A 22,597-nucleotide genomic window follows, 5' to 3' on the forward strand; every position below is an offset into this window, starting at 1 on the left:
ATTCCTAGTGAAAATCACGCGATTTGGGCAGGATCCGATGATCGCGAGGATGGCCTGTAACATTGGGAACAGGCGCAAGCTCACCCGCCAGATCATGCGGAGCAGGAGGACGTCGTCCGGAAAGGGGCGCATTGACATGATCGGCACGCGCCAACGGCGCGTCAAGCAGATCGTCTGACAATGCATGAAGGCGCTGCGTCGCATCGGTCATGGATTGGGCGATCACATGAATGACCTCATCGTCATATTCTACGCGCCCGCGCACCTCCATCAGCCGAGCACCCATCACGATCTTGCGGTTCTTTTCCTTCAGATCGGGCCAGATCACCAGATTAATGACCCCCGTTTCGTCTTCCAGCGTAATGAAGGTCACACCCTTCGCGCTACCCGGCCGCTGGCGGATCAGCACCACCCCTGCTACCTGCACCATGCTGCGGAACTTTCGCGACCGCAGATCAGTCGCGCGTACAAACCCGCGTGCGCCAAGATCGGCACGCAGAAATGCCATGGGGTGCGCCTTCAGACTGAGGCGCGTGGTCTGGTAATCGGCCACCACCTCTTCTGAAAGCGCCATGCCCGGCAGGCCGACGGCAGCACGCTCTGCCCCCTCTTCGCGGATGCCGGCAGCACGGAACAGCGGCAGGTCGGGAGCTGCGACAAGGCTGCGCGCATCCCACAGGGCCTGCCGTCGCGATAGGCTGAGCGAGGTGAAGGCATCCGCACTGGCAAGGCGTTCGATATGCGGCGGGCTGAGGCCTGCACGGGCCCGAAGATCGGCAATGTCATGATATGCCCCGCTCGCAACCCGCGCATTGACCAGTTTTGCGGCAATATGTTCCGGCAAGCCGTCAACCTGTCTGAGCCCAAGGCGCAAGGCGTGGGTATCACCCTTTTCTTCAAGCGTGCAGTCCCACTCCGAATGGTTTACATCCACCGGCAGCACCGCCACTCCGTGCTCGGCCGCGTCACGCACAATCTGTGCCGGAGCATAAAAACCCATCGGTTGCGAATTGAGCAAGCCGCAGGCGAATGCTGCCGGATAATGGCATTTGAGCCAGCTAGACACATACACCAACTGCGCAAAGCTGGCCGCGTGGCTTTCAGGAAAGCCATATTCGCCAAAGCCTCTGATCTGGTTGAAGCAGCGCTGGGCGAAATCACGATCATATCCGCGCCCGACCATGCGTTCGACCATCATGTCCTGAAGTTCGTCCACCATCCCTCGGCTGCGGAAGGTCGCCATCGCTTTCCTCAGTCGATTGGCTTCAAGGCTGGAAAATTTCGCCGCATCCAGCGCGATCTTCATCGCCTGTTCCTGAAAGATCGGCACGCCCAAGGTGCGCCCAAGGATACTGGTAAGTTCGTCGGGAGGCCCGTGTTCGGGCGCAGGCGCGGGAATCTGCACGGGCTCGGCCCCGCGGCGACGTTTCAGGTAAGGGTGGACCATGTCCCCCTGGATCGGGCCCGGACGCACAATCGCAACCTGAATCACCAGATCGTAAAATTCACGCGGGCGAAGGCGCGGGAGCATATTCATCTGCGCGCGGCTTTCGACTTGGAAAACGCCCAGCGAATCGCCCTTGCGCAGCATCGCGTAGGTTTGCGGATCCTCTCGCGGAACCGTGGCTAGCGTCAGCGCACGGCCATGATGCGCTGCCAGCAGATCGAGGCATTTGCGAACACAGGTCAACATGCCAAGTGCGAGCACATCGACTTTCAGAATGCCCAGCGCTTCGATATCATCCTTGTCCCACTCGATGAAGCTACGTTCAGGCATCGCCCCGTTGCCGATCGGCACTGTCTCGCTCAGCGCACTTTCCGTGAGGATGAAGCCGCCAACATGCTGGCCCAGATGGCGCGGCATGCCGATCATCTGTTCGGTCAGCTTCAGCACCCTTTTGAGATGCGGGTCGGTGATATCAAGACCGGTTTCGGCGGCATGCTTTTCGGTAATCTCGCGCCCCCATCCGCCCCACACAGTGCGGGCAAGCGCGGATGTGACGTCTTCGGACAATCCCATCGCCTTACCTACCTCGCGGATCGCCATGCGCGGACGGTAGTGGATCACCGTGGCGCAAAGCCCGGCGCGGTGACGTCCATATTTGGCGTAGATGTACTGGATCACCTCTTCGCGCCGCTCATGCTCGAAATCGACATCGATATCGGGCGGTTCCTTGCGTTCCTCGGAAATGAAGCGGTCGAACAGCAACTGGTGCTTGGCCGGATCGACACTGGTGATGCCAAGCACATAGCATACAGCAGAATTGGCCGCGCTGCCGCGCCCCTGACACAGGATCGGAGGTTCACAGCCCCGGGCAAAATCCACGATATCCTTGATAGTGAGGAAGTATCGCGCCAGATCGAGCTTGGCGATCAACGCCAGTTCGCGTGTGATTGTGGCCCGTACGGTTTCGGGGACGCCATCAGGGTAACGCCGCCCTGCCCCGGCCCAAACCTCTCCTTCAAGATAGGTTTGGGGGCTCTGGCCGTCCGGGTGAATTTCCTCGGGGTATTCGTAACGAAGCTCGTCGAGGCTGAATCGGCACCTGTCCGCCACGTCGCGTGCGGCCCGGATCGCATGAGGCCAGCGGGCAAAAAGGCGCTGTATCTGTACCGGCGATTTCAAATGCCGTTCGGCATTGGCGTGCAGCAAGTGGCCCGCCTGCGCCACGGTGGTCTTGTGCCGGATTGCTGTCATGACATCCTGCAACGCGCGGCGCTCGGGTGCGTGGTAATGCACATCATTGGTAGCAAGCAGGCCAAGGCCGTGTGCGCGCGCAAGGCTGTCGAGCTGTTCGATCCGGGCAATGTCATCGCCGCGGTAGAGGTAGCTGGCGGCAATATGGCGGAACGTGGGTAGTTGGCGCACGAGATGGGGGAGGAGGTCGGGCAGCGGGGCGGTCAGTTCCATGCTCCCCCCACCCCGGACCTGATCCGCAGATCCACCGATTTCAGGGGCGCTGCCGTAAGGCCGCGGGGTTCCTTCCCGGAGGCCGAGACGGGGAAACGGGACCACGTTGCTAGGCACTGCGATCGTTAGCGGCGCATGCAGATCATCGGGCGGAATAAGGATCAACTGCACCGCGTCGGAGTGGTCCGCCAGCATCGCCAGCGTGATCTGGCATACCCCTTTGTCCTGCCACGCACCATCTGGCGTCTGCATTCGGCCTGCGCTGATCAACCGGCACAAGTGCCCATAGGCGGTACGGTCTTCCGGGTAGGCAAGGAAGGCAAGGCCTTCGACAGTTTCGATCCGGCAGCCGATCACCGGGCGCAGCTTCAGGGTCTTGGCCTCGGTATGCAACCGAACTACACCCGCCATCGAATTCACATCGGCAATTCCCAATGCGTCATAGCCTTGCGCGTGCGCGGCAAGCACCAGATCGACCGCGTCTGACGCCCCCCGCAGGAAGGTGAAGCAGCTCGCCATGCCGAGTTCGACAAAATCCGCGCGCGGCGGTGCGTCGATCGCATCGGGATCAACGTGCAAGGTGCGCTTGTCGGGGGTAAGCGGCGCATCGGGCATATCAACCCGCCAGCTGCGTCAGGCGCTCCTGCACCCGTGCCAGGTCTGCAGTGAACAATTCGGTCTGCGCCGCGCGGGCATCACCGTCGAGCCGGAGCAGGTAGGAAGGGTGCACGGTCACCCATAACTCTGCTCCATCATCAAGCATGATCGGCGCATCGCGCGCCTTGGACACGCTGACAGTGCGGCCCAGCATCCCACGTGCTGCGCTTGCGCCCAACGCCAGCACGATACGCGGCTGCACAATCGCACGTTCGGCATCAAGCCACCAGCGGCACGTATCGATTTCCTTGGCGCCGGGCGACTGGTGCAGTCGGTGCTTGCCCTTGTACACGAACTTGAAATGCTTGACCGCATTGGTGAGGTAGGCGTCCTTGCGGTCTATCCCGGCGCGGGTGAGATGCTGGTTGAGCAATTGCCCTGCCGGCCCCACGAAGGGACGCCCGTGGATGTCCTCCTGATCGCCCGGTTGTTCACCGACAATCATCAAGGTCGCCTGCGGCGGCCCCTCGCCCGCAACGGCGCGGGTGCCGCAATCAGCGATCGGGCAATCGCGGCACGCAGCGGCGCCTTGCGCGACATCACCCAAGGTGGAAGGGCGCACACGCTCTTCGCGCTTTCCGGCCGCAACCATCGCTGCTTCGCGCGCCTGTGCGCCTGCGATCAAGCCGGGGATCAGCTCGGCTTCAGGCAGATTTTTCCAGTATTTCTTGGGCATTTCGGACAGCATTGCGCCCACCTTCAAACGCGCTGGATTGAAGATCGAAGCATAGTAGGACCGCCATAAATCCTCGACCGGATCATCGCCCGGCGCATCTTCGCGGCGAGCTGGCGGACCTTCGTGCATGACCTCGCCATCCCAATGGATGCTGCCCCGCGGGGTCAGGATCGACCAGCGCATATTGGCAAAACGGCGCATGAAGAACGCCGCTTCTGCCCGCACGATGTGGTGATCGGGTTCAAACCAGGCGATGAAATGCGGCGTGCCGTCTTCTTCTTCGACCTCGCGAAAACGGACAAAGGCGTGCATCTTGTGCGCATCGCGGCGCACCGATTTGGCCAGTTCCTCGATCCGGCGCACGTCAAGATCGGCCTTGTCTTCCATCAGCCGCGAGTTTTGCTGCAAGCGCCACAGCATCCGGTAAAGAAGGCCAAAGCGCGCCGGATCAGTGTGCAGCGCGGCGCTGCGGGCGAGCGTGAGGAATCGTTGGCTGGTCCGCACCGCGGGCGCATCAGCCGGGGGCGCAGGCAAGCGCTTGTCGCCTCGTAACGGGCTTTCGGACGCAAACAGATCCCCCGTTCCGCCTGGCTCGATCCACGAAACGCGGTCAGGCGGAATATCGGACTGGATCAAGCCGCGTGCCCGTTCGCGCCAGAAGGCAAAATCATCGGGCGTAGGCAAATGCACGGCATAATGCGCACCAAGGCTAATGTTTTGTCCCGACCGTCGCTGCGTAGCCATCAGAACAGCTCCAGCTGTTCCTGCTGGGGCGCAAGCAGCCGGCGCAGGTCGGCCCGGTCAGTCAACAAGGTCGGACGCCAGTCGAGCGCACAAATGAAGGGCCGCACCTTGGCAATCGAGGCAGTCAGGCGCGCAACATCATCAAGCCGCAAGGTCCGATGCCGCCGTGCCGCAAGGATTCGCCCGACAGCGTGCGTGCCCAGCCCCGGCACGCGCAGCAATTGCTCCTTCGCCGCACGGTTCACATCGACCGGAAAACTTTCACGAAACTTCAGCGCCCAGGCGAGCTTGGGATCGATGTCGAGCGGCAGATTGCCATCCGCTTCGGTCGCATCGGCGACTTCTCCCGGCGCAAAGCCATAGAAGCGCATCAGCCAGTCGGATTGATACAGGCGATGTTCGCGCAGTAGCGGCGGACGCTTCAGCGGAAGCACCGCGCTTGCATCCGGAATCGGCGAGAAGGCGCTGTAATAGACGCGGCGCAGGCCAAAGCTGCCATACAGCCGACTCGCCTTCCCGATGATCGCAGTATCATTGGCGCCGTCTGCGCCGACAATCATCTGGGTCGATTGGCCCGCCGGGGCAAAGCGCGGCGCATGGCGGAAGCGCTTGCGTTCGTCCTTCGCCTCGATGATCCGTGCCTTGGTGCGGCCCATCGCGCCTTCGATCTGCGTTTCATTCTTGTCGGGTGCAAGCCGGGTCAGCCCGGCCCGGGTCGGCAGTTCGACATTGATTGAAACCCGGTCAGCATAAAGCCCGGCCTCGTGAATGATTTCGGCATCGGCTTCGGGAATGGTCTTGAGATGAATATAGCCGCGAAAGTCATGCTCTTCACGCAGGATCCGCGCGACTTCGACCAGCTGCTCCATCGTGTGATTGGCGCTGCGCACGATGCCCGAGGACAAGAACAGCCCTTCGATATAATTGCGGCGATAGAAATTGAGCGTGAGGTCGACCACCTCCTGCGGGGTAAAGCGCGCGCGTGCCACGTTCGAGCTTTTGCGATTGATACAATAATGGCAATCGAAGATGCAGTGGTTGGTCAGCAGGATCTTGAGCAACGAAATGCAGCGACCATCGGGAGCATAGGCGTGGCAAATCCCCATCCCTTCCGTCGAGCCGACACCTTTCCCGCCAAGCGAGTTCTTTTTTGCCGTCCCCGATGACGCGCACGACGCATCATACTTTGCCGCATCGGCAAGGATTTCGAGTTTCTGACGGAGGGACTGCTGAGCCATGGATAAAGGAACACCTTTCGCGTTCCTTATATGTTCTTGCAAGCTCAATGCCAAATGCAAAGCTTGCAAGCATGGATCAAATGATACGGCGAAGCCTCGGGCCGCTGTCCCGATCGTTTTGCTGACTGCACAAATAGTCGATCACCGCTGGATGCATCGTACCTTCAAAGGCGACACCTGCGATCTGGCCTTCTACCCACGCGATCGAACCGAGCGGAGCGTTGACCCCGTTCACTTTCATCGTCACCCGGTCGCCGATTTCGGCAAACCCGGCTTTTGCCCTGATCTTGCAGCCGCCTTCGGACAGATCAAGCAGGTCAACAAAGACCACACGCGAACGCACCCGGCTTTTCACGGTAAGGCTCATGGGCCGACGATCGGATGCGCGTGAGATCGAATCGAGGTTCATGAGAAGAATCTTGCACAAATACGTAAATTAAAACTGAGCAGGCCGGTAACCAGGTATCAGCCATACATGCCATGCAGAAACCAGTCGGGCACCCCGCCGCGCCCATCGCCTGCAAGCCCCTGCCGATAGATCCAGTATCGCCGCCCGGCCTCATCCTCGATCCTGTAATAATCGCGCAGCCGTGCAGTGGAACGTTCGCGCCACCATTCAGGCGCGATCCGTTCCGGCCCTTCGACCCGTACGACTTCGCGCACGCTACCCCGCCATCGGAAGCGCTGCGGCACACCATCGGGCGAGGCGTACAGCACAGATATCTGTTCGGCGCGGTCGAACAGCTTTACAGGCCGACTGTGGAAAGCAAGCGCGCCTTGCGCAGGCGAAATCGGTGCAAGCGGCGGCTGCCAGCCTTGGGCACGCTCGGGGATATGGCTGGCGCGCAGCACCGGCCGGGTTACAGCCTTTGGCCCCAATCGGACCGTCAACCGGTCGATACAGGCAGCGAGTGCGGTTCCGTGGTTTTCGGCTGCCGCATCAAGATCGGCCTGATCTAGGGTGAGAGGCTCGCTCCAGCTGGCGCGCAGTTGCACCGCCTCGATCCCGAACCCGGCTTCGACATCGTCAAGCCGCGCCGCGAACAGACGAATGATGTGATCTGCCTCGCGGGTGGCGGCAGCCAGTTCGATGCGGCGTTGCAGGACTTCGCCATCCACCCGCCACAATGCCAGTTCGAGCCTGCGCGCCCCTTCCCCCCGCGCTTCGAGCGTACGGATCATGTCGGCGGCGAGATCTTCCACCACCTGATCGAGCAGGTTGCGATGACGCAACGGCTCCATCATTCGGCGTTGCACCATTGGCATGACCTGCGCGATGACAGGCAGCAGCGGCTCGGGCACGCGGCCAAGCAATTGATCGAGCCTCAGCAGCGGATTGGCGGCAGGCGAACGGTGATTGCGAAACCGGCGGCGCAGCGAATCGCGTGCGGCGACTTCCTGCGCAGGGTCATCACCCACACCGCTGACCCCTGCCAGTTCACCAAGCCGCTTGATGCCCAAACGCCGCAGCACGGTCAGCACATCTTCATCAAGCCGGAGCGCGGCGACCGGCAGATCGCCCAACACCCGCAAAGGATCATCGCAGGGTGCAAGGATCGTATTGGCTTTTCCGAAATGCGATAATGCCCAGGCCGCCCCTGCGGTGGGGGCAAGCGCAGCGCGAGCAGTCAGGCCGTGCCGGGCAAAGGCCCGCGCAACATCGCGCAGCAGTGCCTCTTCGCCGCCATACAGATGGGCGACGCCAGTGACATCGACCAACAGTCCGTCAGGCGGATCAAGCGCGCTCCATGGCCCCCAACGCTGAGCCCATACGGCCAGCTTTTCCAAGGTGGCCAAATCGCCTGCCGGATCGCTTGGCACAGCGGCAAGATCGGGGCACAGCGCACGCGCATCGGCCAGCAACATTCCAGCCCGCGCGCCTGCTGCCAGCCCTGCATCATTGGCAGCGGTGATACGCGGACCGTGTGCCGTTTCCAGAATCAGCGCGGTGGGTGCAGACGCTTCGGCCGCATCAGCCGCGAGCGCGTGCCGCCAGCGATCGACCGACAGTCGGGCGAGCCATACGGACAGGATGCGGCGCGGCGGCGATATCGGTGTCAGGTTCGGGTTCGGTGCAGAAGCGCAGGGTTTGCGTGTCATCGATCAGTATCCATACCCCCGGCGCGTGGGCACGTGAGCGAAACAATTCGGCGTGCCAGCTGGCCGTACCGGGGGCGACGGGGTTCCAGCGCGGCGGCGGGGACGGCGCGGCATGTGCCTGCCAGCGCATTCGGGCCGAAGACAGATCAGGTTCGGCATCAAGCCGCACCAGCCACAGGCGGACACCGTGCCGTTCCGCGGTAAGGCTGAGACGGCGGGAGGCGGTAAAGGTCAGCGCCTTGGGGTTGCCGGCAATCTCCCCGATCACACAGGCAAGATCGCGGCACTTGAGCCCTTCTTCCAATGCAAACAGCGCATCTTCAGGCGTTGCTGCGGCGACATGTATGATCCGATGGCGCCAGTCTGGCGGAAGTCCGGCAAGACAGGGGCGCCCTGCTAACTGCATCGCCTTGCGATCCTGCACCCAGAGAATCTGCCGGGTGTCCTGTACTTCGCTTTGATCCGAAGCCGTATCGGATGACGTCAAGGCGTCACGCGCCAACGCCAGCGCCAACCCCGCTCCGCTGCCCTCGCCCGACGAGGCAAAGATTTCGGAATGGAACGGGTGCGCAGGCAATCCTGGACGCCAGCGCGTTTCAGCAAGGCGAACGGGGTCGATACTTGTGAGTGGTGATGTGGATGGCATGGAGAAACGACTCATTTGTTCGCATTATGTTCCAACATCATCAGTTTGGCAATCGTGCTGCCAGACAATAAAAAAGGGGCGCCCGTCGCCGGACGCCCCTTCGATATTCGCAAAAAAACGAGATCAGGATTTGGGATTATCGATCGGAATAATCGTCTCGTCGCCGAGAACATCATCCACAACTTCCACGATCCCGCGCCCCAGATGGCTGCGGCGGCGTCCGTAAAGGGCGTAGATCACTACACCTACCAGCGTCCACACCGGCAACACGATCATGGCTTCCAGCGGCAGATTGACGAACAGGAAAAGGCAACCCGCGATCGCCGCCGGAGCGATAATCACAAGGCCTGCCACTCTGAACGGACGCTTCACGTCAGGCCGCGTGCGACGCAGTACCATCACGGCCAGCGCCACCAGTGCAAAGGCATAAAGCGTACCGGCATTGGCGATATCGGCAAGCTTGCCCACCGGCAGGAACGCTGCGGCCACAGCCACGACCACGCCGGTCATCGCCGTAACGACGTGCGGCGTCTGCCACTTGGGATGCACCTTGCTAAGCACTTCAGGAAGCAGACCATCGCGGCTCATCACGAAGAAGATCCGGGTCTGGGCATAAAGCAGCACCAGAATCACCGAAGGCAGCGCGATGAAAGCGGCATAGCCGAGCATGTTGCCGATGCCCGAATAACCGATCTGACGCAGCACATGGGCCAGTGCTTCATCCGAGCATACCAAAGCAGCCGAATAGGCTGGCATGGCGCACTGGCGAGCAAGTTCTTCCGACCCCGCCGGGAACGGAACGCCGCCAGGCCCCATGATCGGCTGACCACCAATCGTGCCGATCGCGCCGGCTGCCACCAGAATATAGAAGACCGTGCAGAACAGTAGAGATCCGACCAAGCCAATCGGCACATTGCGCTGGGGATTTTTGGTTTCTTCTGCTGCAGTCGAAACCGCATCGAAACCTACGTAGGCAAAGAAGATCGTGGCCGCCGCGCCAACTGCGCCAACGCCCGATCCCAGACTGCCAAACACCCCGGCAGGCAGAAAGGGATTGAAGTTTTCGGCCTCGACTTCAGGCAGGGTCAACACGATGAACACGGTCAGCGCGGCCACCTTGATCACAACCAGTACGGCATTGACCTTGGCGCTTTCGCTCGTCCCGATCATCAGGAGCCAAGTTACCAGCAAAGCGATGATCAGCGCGGGAAGATTGATAATCCCACCTTCAACTCCGCCGAACGCCAGCGGTCCGCCGGAAAGCGCTGCCGGCAGGGTTATACCGAAAGTCTCGTTGAGTATGGTGCCGACAAAGTAGCCCGACCAGCCCACCGACACCGCGCTTGCGGCGATGGCGTATTCCAGCACAAGCGCCCAGCCGACGGTCCATGCCAGAAACTCACCCATCGTGGCATAGGTATAGGTGTAAGCCGACCCCGAAACCGGAATGGTCGAAGAAATTTCGGCATAGCACAATGCGGCCACGATGCAGATCAAGCCGGCGATGGCGAATGCCAGCATCAGACCCGGTCCAGCCTTTTGCGCACCGGCAGACGTCAGCACGAAGATCCCGGTGCCGATGATGCAACCGATACCGAACAGCATCAGCTGAATAGCGCCAAGCGAACGCTTCAACGATTTCTTTTCCGCCGCTGCGAGGATCGCGTCGAGCGGCTTTACCCTGTCTAGAAACATCTGGAATAGGTCTCCCCTTGATCGCAGGCAGATCCCCTGCGCGACCATCAGGCTGTAACGCTAGCGCAACAGGCTCGCAACACAAGCGGCAAAGCGCAGGCTTTCCCCCGACGTGCGCACCCGCTAGAGCCTTATGCCATGTCCACGACCTTCCAGCTCGATACCAGCACCAGCCGCGCCAACCCCACCCCGCAACCGATGCGCAGGCTGACCGTGCCAGTGATCCGTGCGCGCAAGACAGAGGGTGTAACGGGCCAGCCGTTGGTTATGCTGACCGCCTACACCGCACGGCAGGCGCAAATTCTCGATCCGCATTGCGATATGCTGCTGGTGGGGGATTCTCTTGGTCAGGTGATTTACGGGCTTCCTTCTACCGTGCCGGTCACACTGGAGATGATGGCGAACCACGGCGCGGCTGTCGTGCGCGGATCGTACCGGTCTGTCGTGGTGATCGATATGCCTTTCGGATCGTACGAGGCATCGCCCGAACAGGCGTTTGAAAGCGCGGCCTTCCTTATGAAGCAGACTGGCGCTGCTGCAGTAAAGCTGGAAGGCGGTGAAGCCATGGCACCAACCGTTGCTTTTCTGACCAATCGCGGAATTCCGGTTATGGGCCATGTCGGTCTGACGCCGCAGGCAGTGAATGTTCTTGGCGGTTATAGTGCAAGAGGGCGTTCAGATGCTGAAGCTCAAAAAATCGTCACCGATGCCAAGGCGCTGGATGACGCCGGGGCTTTTTCGATCGTGATTGAAGGTGTTGTGGAGCCCATTGCAATCGCAGCGACGAAGGCGGTGAACTGCCCCACTATCGGCATTGGCGCATCGGCGCAGTGTGATGGCCAGGTGCTTGTTACCGACGATATGCTGGGAATGTTCGAACGGGTGCCGCGCTTTGTGAAGCGGTATGAAGATATCGCAGGCCTGATCGATCGTACCGTGGCCCGTTACGCCGAAGAAGTGCGCGACCGCAGCTTCCCGGGCGAAGATCAGACTTATCAGCCCAAGGCCTGATCCCGACCTTTGACCATTCGCGCCGCCATGGGTGCGGCCAGCACCAGCTGAGCAAGGTGATAGATCAGCAGCGGGGCTATGACAAAACCGGCGCTTTCGGCAGGGAACAAGATGGCGGCCAGCGGCGCGCCAATTGCGACGCTTTTCTGTGAACCGGCAAACAGAAACGCGATGCGGTCTGCCCGAACCAGTCCCAGCAGCTTCGCACTCGTCCACGCTGCTGCCAGTGCAATCACCAGCATGCCAAGTACCATAGCAACCAGTATCAGCCAATCGCGCGTAGCGAGCATCGCACCCAGTCCTTGCTCGACCGCACCCGAAAACGCCACATAGACCGCGATGCCAATTACCGCCCGGTCCAGCCACGCAATCTGCGATCGGTGCGCGGCAATCCGGTCGATTACGCGTCCCTGAACGATCTGGCCGACGACGAACGGAAGAACCAGTATCAGACCGATACGGACGATCGCTTCGTTTCCGATCGCGCCCGCCGCCTCACCCGCGAGCAATGCAAAAAGTGGTGCGCTGACAAAAACGCCGACAATATTGATAAGCGCCGCACCAACGACAGCCAGACCGACGTTGCCAGCCGCCAGACTTGTGTAGCTGGTGGCAGATTGCACCGTAGAAGGCAGACATCCAAGGTAGACGAAACCCAAAGCAACCATCGGAGGAAGAGCGCCGCCGCCAAGGTGTGCAAAGCCAAGTCCGAGCATCGCCATTCCGGGAAACACGAATATGATCAATGGCCCGAAATAGCGCCAGTTGGACAGTCCACGTACGATCTCGGCCCGGCGGATTCGCATGCCATTGATGAGAAACAGTAAAAATATACCCGCGTTGGAAATGCTGCTCGCGGCTTCCTTTGTTTCTCCGGTCGCAGGAAACAGGAGTGCAATTCCGGTTGCTGCAATTAGCACAGCGATCATCGGATCGGACAATAGCGGCAAGCGCGACATCGTGATCTTTAACATATGATCAGCGCCGTGCCCTGCCGCAGTCCGCTTGTCGAGGATCAGCGTGGGCCAGATGGCACCAAAGATCGTGGGCGCATGTCGGCCAGCAAAGCAGCAAACCGGTACGCATCATGACGGTTTCCCAGGGCCAGCGCAGCTCGCAATCGCAATCCCAACACCGTAGGATCGTGGCCAGTACCGAGGCTCATCGCGTGATCGAGCAATTGGCTAGCGCGCAGCCAGTCGCCGCGCCGCCCCAGGCTTTCTGCCAACGCGATCACCGCGCTCGCATTTTCGGGATCACTGGCCACATGACGGGCCAGGATCGAATGTGTTGCTGCAGGATCGCCAGATCGGAGGTAGCCGTACGAAATCTTGCGCGTGAGCCCCCACGGCCGCCTAACCCGGGTGGCCATCTGATAAAAGCCGAGCGCCGACCGCCAATTCCCGCCGCCCAGCGCTGCATCACCTGCCAAAACCGCAACATCTGCCGATGCCGGGAACTGGTCGGACAGGGCCTGCGTGTCAGCTATGGCCTTGGGCCAGTTACCGGCAACACCCGCTGTCCTGGCCGCAATCGTGGGGCCGGGAAGACCCTCTCGCACGGCAAAAGGGATCGGCCAGCGATCAGCCATACGATAAGCGCGCGCCAACAGGGGCGCGGCGCCAACGCGGTCGCCACTGTGTTCAAGGGAACGTGCCACCAGCATCAAAAGGTAGCGCGAGGCTTGAGGCGTCGCAGCCTCCTCGCCGAAGCGATCAATCAACTCATCGGTCCGCCCCGCATCGAACAATGCCTTGGCGAGCATTTCTCGCAACCGCGTATTGGACGGCTGGCGCTGCGTCAGGCTTTCGAGGATCACGGATGCGCTGTCGGCGTTTCCTTCGGCGAGGCTGATCACGGCGTCTAACTGCAGCGCGGCAGGGACACCATTCTTTGTCAGGCCGCTGCGCGATAGCAAGCTTCGCGCCGTCGCATACTCGCCCCCCCGTGCTGCAAGCACCGCCTGCATGAAAGCCACCCGCGGATCGTCAGGCGCAACATTGGCCATCGTTCGTATGGCCTCCAGCATGTCGCCAGCTTGGCCCCCATCGCCCAGGGTCGCCGCATATTCGGCCCAGCCTTCAGCGAAAAACGGGTCTGCCGCCAAGGCGGCTTCAAACCATGGGAGGGCCGCCGCAAAGCCATGCGCATCTCGCACCATTTGTGCACGCAAAAGCAGCGCTGGCGGATGATCAGGGCCAAGCGTGATGGCGCGGTCAACCGCCTCGATCGCGTGAAGATGTTCGCCCTGCCGAAAACGCAGCCGGGCCAAGGCAACCCACACATCGGGGTGATCGGGCGCCAGCCGTCGGGCACCAGCGATAAGAGCATCAGCATCAGCAAGCCGACCAACAGCGATCGTCGTGCGCGTTTCATCCAGAAGGCGCTCGGCCTGAGGGGGAAGCGGTGCCGTCTCGGTATTGGACGAACCTGTTTCGCGCGATGACGAACAGCCAGCCAACGTTACAAGCAGCGCTGCAAGTGCAATGGGGGCCTTACGCCTGCAAGTCATATTGTTTGAGCAAATCGTACAGCGTCGGTCTGCTGATACCGAGCAGCTTGGCTGTGTTTGAAATATTGCCCTCGCTGCGTGAAAGGGCGTGGCGGATCACGCGCCGATCCGCTGCTTCACGGGCAGATTTGAGGTTCAGGACATCGGATCCGCCATCCGTGCCTGCCCCAAGGTCGAGATCATCTGCGCCAACCAGCTTGCCATCCGCCATGATGACGGCGCGCTTAACCCGGTTTTCAAGCTCGCGGACGTTGCCGGGCCAATCATGCGCATCAATCGCGGCAAGCGCATCAGCGGCAAAGCCGGTGACGGTCGGATTCATTTCGGCCGAGAACCGTTTGAGAAACACTTTGGCAAGCAGAACTGGATCACCGTGCCTTTCGGCCAAACCGGGAATTCGCACTACGATTTCCGCCAATCGGTAGAACAGGTCCTCACGGAACTGCGCCTGCTGGATCATGCTTTCCAGATCCTGATGGGTGGCGCACACAATCCGGGTGTTTACCGCTATCGCCTTGCGTCCCCCGACCCGTTCGATCGTGCGTTCCTGCAAGAACCGCAACAGCTTGACCTGAAGCGGCAAGGGAATGTCGCCCACCTCGTCAAGAAACAACGTGCCGCCGTCGGCATTTTCAATCTTGCCTTCGGTGGTCTTTACGGCACCGGTAAAGGCGCCCTTTTCATGCCCGAACAACTCACTTTCCAGCAGAGTTTCCGGGATTGCCGCGCAATTGATGGCGATGAAAGGGCCCCCAGCACGGTCGCTTGCATCGTGCAGACCCTTGGCAAGCAGTTCCTTCCCGGTGCCGCTCGCCCCTAACAGCATCACGGATACACTGGTTTTCGCGACGCGTTCGATGGTGCGGGCAACCTTGACCATTTCAGGCGCACCAGTGATCAGGCGGCCGAGCACAGTCTTGTCCGCACTGCTTGATGCGACGAGGCGGCGGTTCTCTTCCTCAATTGTGCGCAGGTTGAATGCGCGTCGCACAATCAGGCCAAGTGCATCGATATCGATGGGTTTCTGATAGAAATCATAAGCCCCCCGCGAAATCGCCGCCAGCGCGCTTTCGCGTGCGCCATGGCCTGAAGCGACAATCACCTTGGTATCGGGTTTAAGCGCCATGATCGCGTCGAGCACTGCAAACCCTTCGGTCGTACCATCGGGATCGGGCGGCAATCCCAGATCAAGGGTGACCACACCCGGCGCTTCGGAACGCAGTGCGGCAATCGCGCTGTCGCGGTCCCCCGCAATCACGACCTCGAAATCGTCGTACGCCCATTTGAGCTGCGCTTGCAGGCCCGGATCGTCCTCGATCACCAACAGCACGGGTTTCCTGTCTGCCATTATGCGACCTCCTGCGCAGTGCTGTCATGATGGTGTTGGCCGCTGAGCAATTGCACCGCTTCGGCAAGCGGCAACGCCACAGAAAACCGGGTACCCAAGCCCTCGCGGCTTTGCACCGCAATACGCCCACCCATCGCCTTCACCAGTTCGCGCGCTTCAAATGCGCCAATGCCAAAGCCGCCCGCCTTCGATGATACGAACGGCTTGAACAATCCGGACCGCACGAATGACGGGCTCATCCCTTTGCCCGCGTCAACCACGTCGATCGCACCGTACAGTCCATCAACGGCAACGTCGAGAAACACAGTCATGCCGGGTTCACTGGCGTCGATCGCGTTTTGAACCAAGTGGATCAGGGCCTGCTCCAACGCTTCCCGGTTGCCCATGATCCTGACGGGGTCTTCGCGGGTCAAAGCGACCGCGTGCCCGCCCTTAAAGCGGTCGGCAATCGATCTGGCCAAATCGACCAGTTCAATCGGAGCAAGCGCATTGACCTGACCCGAGCCATAACGGCCCAGCCGCGCGAGCAGTGCGGAAAGCTTGTCAGCGGAATTGCGTAACGTCACCAGCATGTCGGCACGGAAGGCCGGGTTATCAGCGTGCTTTTCGGCATTGGCCGCCAATAACGAAAGCTGGCTGACCAGATTTTTGATGTCGTGCATCACAAACGCCATGCGGCGGTTGAATTCGTCAAACCGGCTAGCGTCCATCAACGCCTGCTGACCGGCCTGTTCGGACAGGTAGCTTGCCAATTGCTGCCCTGCCACGCGCAGAAGGTCGAAGTCCTCCCAGTCAAGCTGACGCGGATTGCGCGGACGGGCGAGCACGATCACCCCGACCAGTCGATCGAAATGGATGAGCGGAACCAGAGCCCAGGCATCATCAGCTTCCATCAGCCAATCGGGAACCAGGGCAGCCTCGCCATGGTGATCGATCCCGCCGCGCGCTTCATCAAGCGCTAGAACCAGGTTGTGTTGTTCGAGAATTCCCGACAGCGCATATTCGCCTGCAACCGCAGGAATTGCGATTGTCGGCCAGTTCCAACGCGCATTCAGTTCGAGTTGCGCTTCGTCATTAGGCATCAAAAGCAGGCCGGCGGGGCTTTCGGTAATGTCAGCCAAGGCTTTGACCGCGCGCTCTTCAAGGCTGGCGTTGCCCGTACCGCTGCGTCCGATGGTTCGGGTGAAGCGCAGCCATTCCTGCCGGTAATCGTATCGGTGCTGGAAAAGATGCTTGGTCGCGGTCACGCGCATCCATCCGCGCATGCGCTGCGATGGCAGGACCACTGCGGCCCCGATGACCGCAAATACGACAAACAAGGCCTGACTGGCGCGGGCCGCCTCTCCGCCGATAAGCGCGAGCGACTTTGTTACGAGCGCCATGGCAACAAGATAGCCACCAATAAGCAGTAGTGACAGGGTGCGAAACGTCACGGCCCGCGAAGGGTTGAATTGCACTCTTGGGCCGACGGCGTTCGTACCGAGCGCGAAAAGCATCGCCATGATGCCGGCAAAAAGTCCGCGCAATTCGCCCAGCGCTCCCGCGGGCGCTCCGTTAAGATAGGCCAATGTCTGCAGGTTCAGGTCATAGGCGAAAGTTCCGGCCAGCGCGATGCCGGTCCAGCGCAGCACAGGTCGCAGGACCGTGGCGGCACCGGCATAAAGGTTATGCAGCAGCATGAGCGCACCGATCGCCACCAGAATATCGATCAACGCCCGCGCTTCGATTATCGCGGTGGTAACAATCGGCACCTGGGTTACGCGCAGCCCTACAAGCAGGACGAACGGCTGAAGCAGCTGGACCATTACCAGCGCGACGATCACTGGGCGAACAGGTTTCAGGGTCGCAGTCCGGCCATCGGCAGCAAACAGGCAGAATATGGTCGCAATCAGGGCAATATTGCGCGTCATCGCGGCAAGAATGGTCGCAGGGTGATCCGCCCCCAGCGCGGCAGCGAACGTGCACCATGCCATGCTGACAAAGGCAGCAACCATCAAAGCGGTGCGATCAGGGCGCGTGAGTTCGCCGTGACGCCAAATCCATGCTGCGGCCCCGCCGCTCAGCATAGCGCCTGCAATCCATGCCAGAACCCCGGCAAGCGGCGAAATGTCTGCAAGCCATGTCACCGGGCACCCTCCGGCCATAGGATAACGCGCAGTGTTTGCAAAAGGATCACAAAATCGAGGAAGGGCGTATAATTCTTCGCGTAATAGAGATCATATTCAAGCTTGCAGCGGCTATCCTCAACCGATGCGCCATACGGATAGTTGATTTGCGCCCAGCCGGTAATGCCCGGTTTGACCATATGCCTTTCGCCGTAAAAGGGGATTTCTTCCTCTAGGCTTTCGACAAAAGAAGGCACCTCGGGTCGCGGGCCGACAAAACTCATTTCGCCTTTCAGCACGCTCCACGTCTGCGGCAATTCGTCAATCCGGACCTTGCGAATGAAACGACCGAGCCGCGTGATTCGCGGATCGTTTTGTTCCGCCCATTTGGCCCCGTCCTTCTCCGCATCGGTGCGCATTGACCGCAGTTTGACGAGCGTAAAGGTCTGACCATAAAGGCCGACCCGTTTTTGCCGAAAGAATGCCGGCCCCTTGCTGTCCAGCTTCACCAACGCTGCAAAAATCGCGATCAGCGGGAATGTCAGTGTCAGTAGAATAACACTGGCTGTAACGTCGAATATACGTTTGAGCGCGCTGGAAAACATGCGCGAACTGGAAAAGCCGTCGGAAAAAATCAGCCAGCTGGGGTTGATTGTATCCAGATCGACGCGGCCCGTTTCGCGTTCGATAAAGCTGGAAAAATCGTTGACGTGGACACCCTTGGTCTTGATCCGCAAGAGGTCTTTGAGCGGTAGAGCGTTGCGACGCTCCTGCAAGGCGAGCACCACTTCGGATACGCCGAGATTTTCGACAAAGCGGCCAAGATCATGGATTGCCTCACGCGGTATCGCTTCTTCCACCTGCCGCTGATTTTCGCTCATCGCGATGTACGCGACGATTGCAAAGCCTGTTTCGGGCTTTTCGCCTAAGGCGCGCAGGCGTTGTGCCCGGTCCCCTGCGCCAAGCACCATGACTCTGCGGCGAAACGCGGAAGAGCCGAGGAACGAATTGAGCAGCAGCCGATCCGCCACCAGAACCACGATCGCAAGCCCCATCGTATAAAGCAGGGTGGATCGCCAGAAGAGCTCGCTTGGCAAAAGGAAGTCGATCACCGCCAGCGCGATGATTCCGAGACTGATCGCAACCAGAACCCGTGCGCCGGCAAACCGCAAGGATCGCAGTGCATACGGCCCGTAAACACCGACCGCTATCATTGCGAGCCAGATGACCGAGGCAGTACCGAACAGGGCCAGACCACGCCCGCTGATGGCACCTGCATCAATCCCGATCTGGTGCGCACGCCATTGCCAGGCAATTTCACTCGCCAATACAAGAAGCGCAAGATCGAGCATCCCGAGCAAAAGCACGGCGTGCGGGATATAATGCTTGAACAGGCGGATCATTCGACGGGTGGCCTTTGCTACATGCCCGCCTTCATCTAAAGCTGAGACCTTAAGTGTCGGTAAATTTTACACCATGGTGAAAGCGCGGTTTTCTGCCGGGTTCGACAGTTAATGCGCCTTTCACTACTCAGTCCGAGGCCTTGGCAGCGAACTGGCAATCCGCGCTGGTGCGGGTGTCAGGCATTCAGGTTTGCCGCATCGCCCACAAGGCACGCCAAGGGGAACGGCATCATCGCGATCAAGCGACACTCCGCGGGCATAGGCCAATTCTCCGGCAAAGCGCGCTTCGATGCCGAGCACTACGGCGCGTCTTCCCGCGCACATCACACCATCGCCATCAATTGTACGCGTGATGATAAACCAGTGCCGCGGCGTCGCTTCACCCTCGCCAAAGGTAACAGCTTGCGTCAACACGGTGCCAGGGCGCTCGAAGGCGGCATATGGCACCCAGGCGGGCCATCGCGCGCCATCAAGTGGAAAGACCGCACCGCTCCCGCCAGCAACAAAATGCGTCATTCGTCCCGCGCGATCGAGCGTTGCGGTAAAGAACGGCAGCCCGCGCTCTCCGACCCGGCCCAGGGTGGTCAACCGGTCTGCGACCTGATCGAAGCTTACGGCAAAGCGGCGCTGCAGCACCGCTATGTCATACCCTGTCGCTTCGCAGGCGCGAAGGAACCGGCCATAGGGTAGCAACAAAGCACCCGCGAAATAGTTCGTGATATGCTCACGCAGCAGTTTGCGCGCTTCGGGGCTGGACGGGTTCGCTCCTGCAACGAGCGTATCGAAAGCCTCGCGCATTTCCAGCGCCCCTACCTGCCGGGCGATCTGGAACCGCCGCGCAGCGCCGGGCAGCATTTCCGAAAGCTGCAATTGCCGTGCATGCAGGTCGAGCCGATGGACCAGCCCCGGCATGACTTCGGCCGGGAGGATGCGGACCGAAAGCTGATGCTTTTCGCGCAGTCGTTCTGATAATGCCGCACTGATTTCCCCGCGCGATAGACGCAGTTCGTCCGCCAGACTTTCCGCGGCGTGATCGAGATCGGCGAAATGGTTTTGCCACCGCTCAATCGCACGCCGGGCAGACGCGTCGCTGTCCGCTACCAGCATTGGCTCGACTCCGTCCGAATGACCCGGCGCATCATAAAGGCGCGCAAAAGCGGCCGCGACCTGCGGTGCTGCAGCAAGAAACTCCTGGACCTCTTCCCGATCAATACCAAGATCGGAAAACCGTTTGTCGCTCATGCGGCGAACAAGACCATCCAAGCCGCCAATCGCATCATCTTCTCGTAAAGACCGCGGATCGAAGTCGAAACGCTCGATCACTTGGACCAGCACGCGCGCTGACAGAGGGCGTTGGTTTCGTTCAATCAGATTGAGATATGACGGAGAAATGCCAAGCATGCTCGCCATCGCGGCTTGTGTCAGGCTTTCTCGTTTGCGCAGTCGGCGCAAGGCAGGTCCAGCAAGGAGGTTCGTATCAGCCATAGCACTTTTGTAAATAAATTTACTGATTGACACAAGATCACAGGTGAATGTCCGTTTAGCGACACGAATTTTTGTAAGTTTCTCTGTTGCGCTGCGCTGCAGCAGGTCAAAGCACATCCATCCATCGGCGCAAATCCCAACGGGACGCGCACCACTCCCCAGGACGGACAGGAGATGCTCATGACCTACCAGAACACGATCACCCGGATGCGCGAAATTGTCACGGCGAATGGGCCGAGCTGGGGCGCAATCGATCCCGAAAGTGCTGCCCGCATGGCGATCCAGAATCGTTTTGGAACAGGTCTCGACATCGCCAAGTACACCGCGAAGATCATGCGGGCCGACATGGCAGCTTATGATGCAGACCCTGCCCAGTACACACAATCACTTGGCTGCTGGCACGGCTTCATCGCTCAGCAAAAGCTGATTGCGATTAAAAAGCACTTCGGCACAACCAAGCAACGTTACCTGTACCTTTCAGGCTGGATGGTCGCCGCGCTGCGCAGCGAATTCGGCCCCCTGCCTGACCAGTCGATGCACGAGAAGACCTCGGTGCCCGCGCTGATCGGGGAGCTCTACACCTTCCTCAAGCAAGCGGACGCGCGCGAATTGGGCATGATTTTCCGCGCGCTCGACACAGCCCGCGAAACGGGCGATGCCGTTGAAGCAAAGCGCCTTGAAAACGCGATCGACAATTATGAAACACATGTCGTTCCGATCATTGCCGACATTGATGCAGGCTTCGGCAACGCCGAGGCGACTTACCTTCTTGCCAAAAAGATGATCGAAGCGGGCGCCTGCGCGCTGCAGATCGAAAATCAGGTGTCGGACGAAAAGCAATGCGGTCACCAGGACGGCAAGGTCACTGTGCCGCACGAAGACTTTCTCCAGAAGATCCGCGCCTGCCGCATGGCCTTCCTCGAAATGGGTGTCGACGACGGCATCATCGTGGCCCGCACCGACTCGCTCGGCGCTGGCCTGACCAAGCAGATCGCGTTCTCGAAGGAGCCGGGCGATCTGGGCGATCAATACAACAGCTTCCTCGATGCCGATGAAGTCGATCCAGCCAACATCACCAATGGCCAGGTCTTCATCAGCCGCGATGGCAAGCTGCTTGCTCCCAAGCGGTTGCCTTCCAACCTTTACCAGTTCCGCTCAGGCACGGGTGTCGACCGGGTGGTGCTGGACTGCATCACCAGCCTTCAGAACGGTGCCGACCTGCTCTGGATCGAGACAGAAAAGCCGCATGTCGAACAGATCGCCGAGATGGTGGATCGCATCCGCGAAGTCGTGCCGAACGCCAAGCTGGTCTACAACAACTCGCCCAGCTTCAACTGGACGCTGAACTTCCGCCAGCAGGTGTTCGACGCCTGGGAAGCGGCGGGCAAGGACGTGTCGGCCTATGACCGCGCCAAATTGATGAGCGTCGACTACGACGGCACCGATCTTGCCGCCGAAGCTGACGAGAAGATCCGCACCTTCCAGCGCGACGGCGCGGCGCGGGCCGGGATCTTCCACCACCTCATCACCCTGCCGACCTATCACACCGCGGCGCTCAGCACCGACAACCTGGCCCGCGAGTACTTCGGCGAGCAGGCGATGCTGGGTTACGTCAAGAACGTGCAGCGTGAAGAAATTCGTCAGGGCATCGCTTGCGTGAAACACCAGAACATGTCCGGCAGCGACATTGGCGATGATCATAAGGAATACTTCGCCGGTGAAGCCGCCTTGAAAGCAGGCGGCGCGCACAACACCATGAACCAGTTCGAGGCAGCATAGCCTCAGGGAGAGCGGCAGGAAGGCTGCAATTTATTGTGGCCTTCCGGTTGCCCGCAAACCCGCCTAAGGTTTGCGGGTATTCACCCTAGGAGAGTGACGATGAGCGATACCGAAACTTCGAATCCCGAGCCTGCGCGCGCACGCGCACTGCTTTCGACCGCCGATATGAAATTGCTGCGCCGGGCGCTCGAAAGCCATGCCCGCAACACTGAAGATCGTGAAGAGCTGGCGAAGATCAATGCTCTGCATCACCGGCTCGGCACTTACGTTCCATCGTAAGCGCAAGC

16 protein-coding genes are annotated in these 22,597 nt (G+C 60.3%); 3 read left to right on the forward strand and 13 right to left on the reverse strand.

What is annotated here, in order from left to right:
• Positions 1 to 4 precede the first annotated feature (4 nt).
• The 7 genes from SJY33_RS05400 to SJY33_RS05430 all read right to left on the reverse strand — a co-directional run bounded on the left by SJY33_RS05400 (position 5) and on the right by SJY33_RS05430 (position 10,667).
• On the reverse strand, positions 5 to 3,526 hold the full coding sequence (locus SJY33_RS05400; protein ID WP_379921574.1) for an error-prone DNA polymerase: 3,522 nt from the start codon (positions 3,524 to 3,526) through the stop codon (positions 5 to 7).
• Position 3,527: 1 nt separating this feature from the next.
• On the reverse strand, positions 3,528 to 4,988 hold the full coding sequence (locus SJY33_RS05405) for a UdgX family uracil-DNA binding protein (RefSeq protein ID WP_379921575.1): 1,461 nt from the start codon (positions 4,986 to 4,988) through the stop codon (positions 3,528 to 3,530).
• Positions 4,988 to 6,226 (reverse strand): putative DNA modification/repair radical SAM protein, encoded by a 1,239-nt coding sequence (locus SJY33_RS05410; RefSeq protein ID WP_379921576.1) that lies wholly within the window; start codon positions 6,224 to 6,226, stop codon positions 4,988 to 4,990. Before SJY33_RS05410 ends, SJY33_RS05405 begins: the two co-directional genes overlap by 1 nt.
• 76 nt (positions 6,227 to 6,302) lie before the next feature.
• On the reverse strand, positions 6,303 to 6,635 hold the full coding sequence (locus SJY33_RS05415) for a PilZ domain-containing protein (protein WP_379921577.1): 333 nt from the start codon (positions 6,633 to 6,635) through the stop codon (positions 6,303 to 6,305).
• A gap of 56 nt (positions 6,636 to 6,691) precedes the next feature.
• Complete coding sequence (locus tag SJY33_RS05420) at positions 6,692 to 8,257, reverse strand: DUF6504 family protein (protein WP_379923525.1); 1,566 nt, start codon at positions 8,255 to 8,257, stop codon at positions 6,692 to 6,694.
• On the reverse strand, positions 8,199 to 8,972 hold the full coding sequence (locus SJY33_RS05425; protein WP_379921578.1) for a recA-like protein: 774 nt from the start codon (positions 8,970 to 8,972) through the stop codon (positions 8,199 to 8,201). The genes SJY33_RS05420 and SJY33_RS05425 overlap by 59 nt, the downstream gene beginning before the upstream one ends.
• A gap of 123 nt (positions 8,973 to 9,095) precedes the next feature.
• Positions 9,096 to 10,667 carry an amino acid permease gene (locus SJY33_RS05430; protein ID WP_379921579.1) on the reverse strand — a complete coding sequence of 524 codons (1,572 nt, stop codon included), beginning with the start codon at positions 10,665 to 10,667 and terminating at the stop codon, positions 9,096 to 9,098.
• A 138-nt stretch (positions 10,668 to 10,805) separates the two neighbouring features.
• On the opposite strand from SJY33_RS05430, the gene panB reads away from it, so the two are divergent.
• A complete protein-coding gene (panB, locus tag SJY33_RS05435; RefSeq protein ID WP_379921580.1) occupies positions 10,806 to 11,678 on the forward strand; it encodes a 3-methyl-2-oxobutanoate hydroxymethyltransferase in 873 nt (290 codons plus the stop codon).
• On the opposite strand, the gene SJY33_RS05440 is transcribed toward panB, so the two are convergent.
• From SJY33_RS05440 to SJY33_RS05465, 6 genes are all read right to left on the reverse strand, one after another.
• Positions 11,663 to 12,652 (reverse strand): bile acid:sodium symporter family protein, encoded by a 990-nt coding sequence (locus SJY33_RS05440; protein WP_379921581.1) that lies wholly within the window; start codon positions 12,650 to 12,652, stop codon positions 11,663 to 11,665. The two genes, panB and SJY33_RS05440, sit on opposite strands and share 16 nt — an antisense overlap.
• 41 nt (positions 12,653 to 12,693) lie before the next feature.
• Positions 12,694 to 14,190 (reverse strand): tetratricopeptide repeat protein, encoded by a 1,497-nt coding sequence (locus tag SJY33_RS05445; RefSeq protein ID WP_379921583.1) that lies wholly within the window; start codon positions 14,188 to 14,190, stop codon positions 12,694 to 12,696.
• Positions 14,174 to 15,538, reverse strand: coding sequence for a PEP-CTERM-box response regulator transcription factor (gene prsR / locus SJY33_RS05450; RefSeq protein WP_379921584.1), 1,365 nt, complete (start codon positions 15,536 to 15,538; stop codon positions 14,174 to 14,176). The genes SJY33_RS05445 and prsR overlap by 17 nt, the downstream gene beginning before the upstream one ends.
• Positions 15,538 to 17,664: an XrtA/PEP-CTERM system histidine kinase PrsK gene (gene prsK, locus SJY33_RS05455; RefSeq protein WP_379921585.1), complete on the reverse strand. Its 2,127-nt coding sequence runs from the start codon at positions 17,662 to 17,664 to the stop codon at positions 15,538 to 15,540. Before prsK ends, prsR begins: the two co-directional genes overlap by 1 nt.
• On the reverse strand, positions 17,661 to 19,046 hold the full coding sequence (locus SJY33_RS05460; protein ID WP_379921586.1) for a TIGR03013 family XrtA/PEP-CTERM system glycosyltransferase: 1,386 nt from the start codon (positions 19,044 to 19,046) through the stop codon (positions 17,661 to 17,663). Before SJY33_RS05460 ends, prsK begins: the two co-directional genes overlap by 4 nt.
• Positions 19,047 to 19,169: 123 nt before the next feature.
• Complete coding sequence (locus SJY33_RS05465) at positions 19,170 to 20,531, reverse strand: short-chain fatty acyl-CoA regulator family protein (RefSeq protein WP_379921587.1); 1,362 nt, start codon at positions 20,529 to 20,531, stop codon at positions 19,170 to 19,172.
• Between the two features lie 180 nt (positions 20,532 to 20,711).
• Here SJY33_RS05465 and SJY33_RS05470 point away from each other — a divergent pair, with 180 nt between their 5' ends.
• Complete coding sequence (locus SJY33_RS05470; protein WP_379921588.1) at positions 20,712 to 22,310, forward strand: isocitrate lyase; 1,599 nt, start codon at positions 20,712 to 20,714, stop codon at positions 22,308 to 22,310.
• 99 nt (positions 22,311 to 22,409) lie between these two features.
• Positions 22,410 to 22,589 (forward strand): hypothetical protein, encoded by a 180-nt coding sequence (locus SJY33_RS05475; RefSeq protein WP_379921590.1) that lies wholly within the window; start codon positions 22,410 to 22,412, stop codon positions 22,587 to 22,589.
• Positions 22,590 to 22,597: the final 8 nt, after the last annotated feature.

This window comes from Erythrobacter sp. R86502 (assembly GCF_042466465.1).
Lineage (GTDB): Bacteria > Pseudomonadota > Alphaproteobacteria > Sphingomonadales > Sphingomonadaceae > Erythrobacter.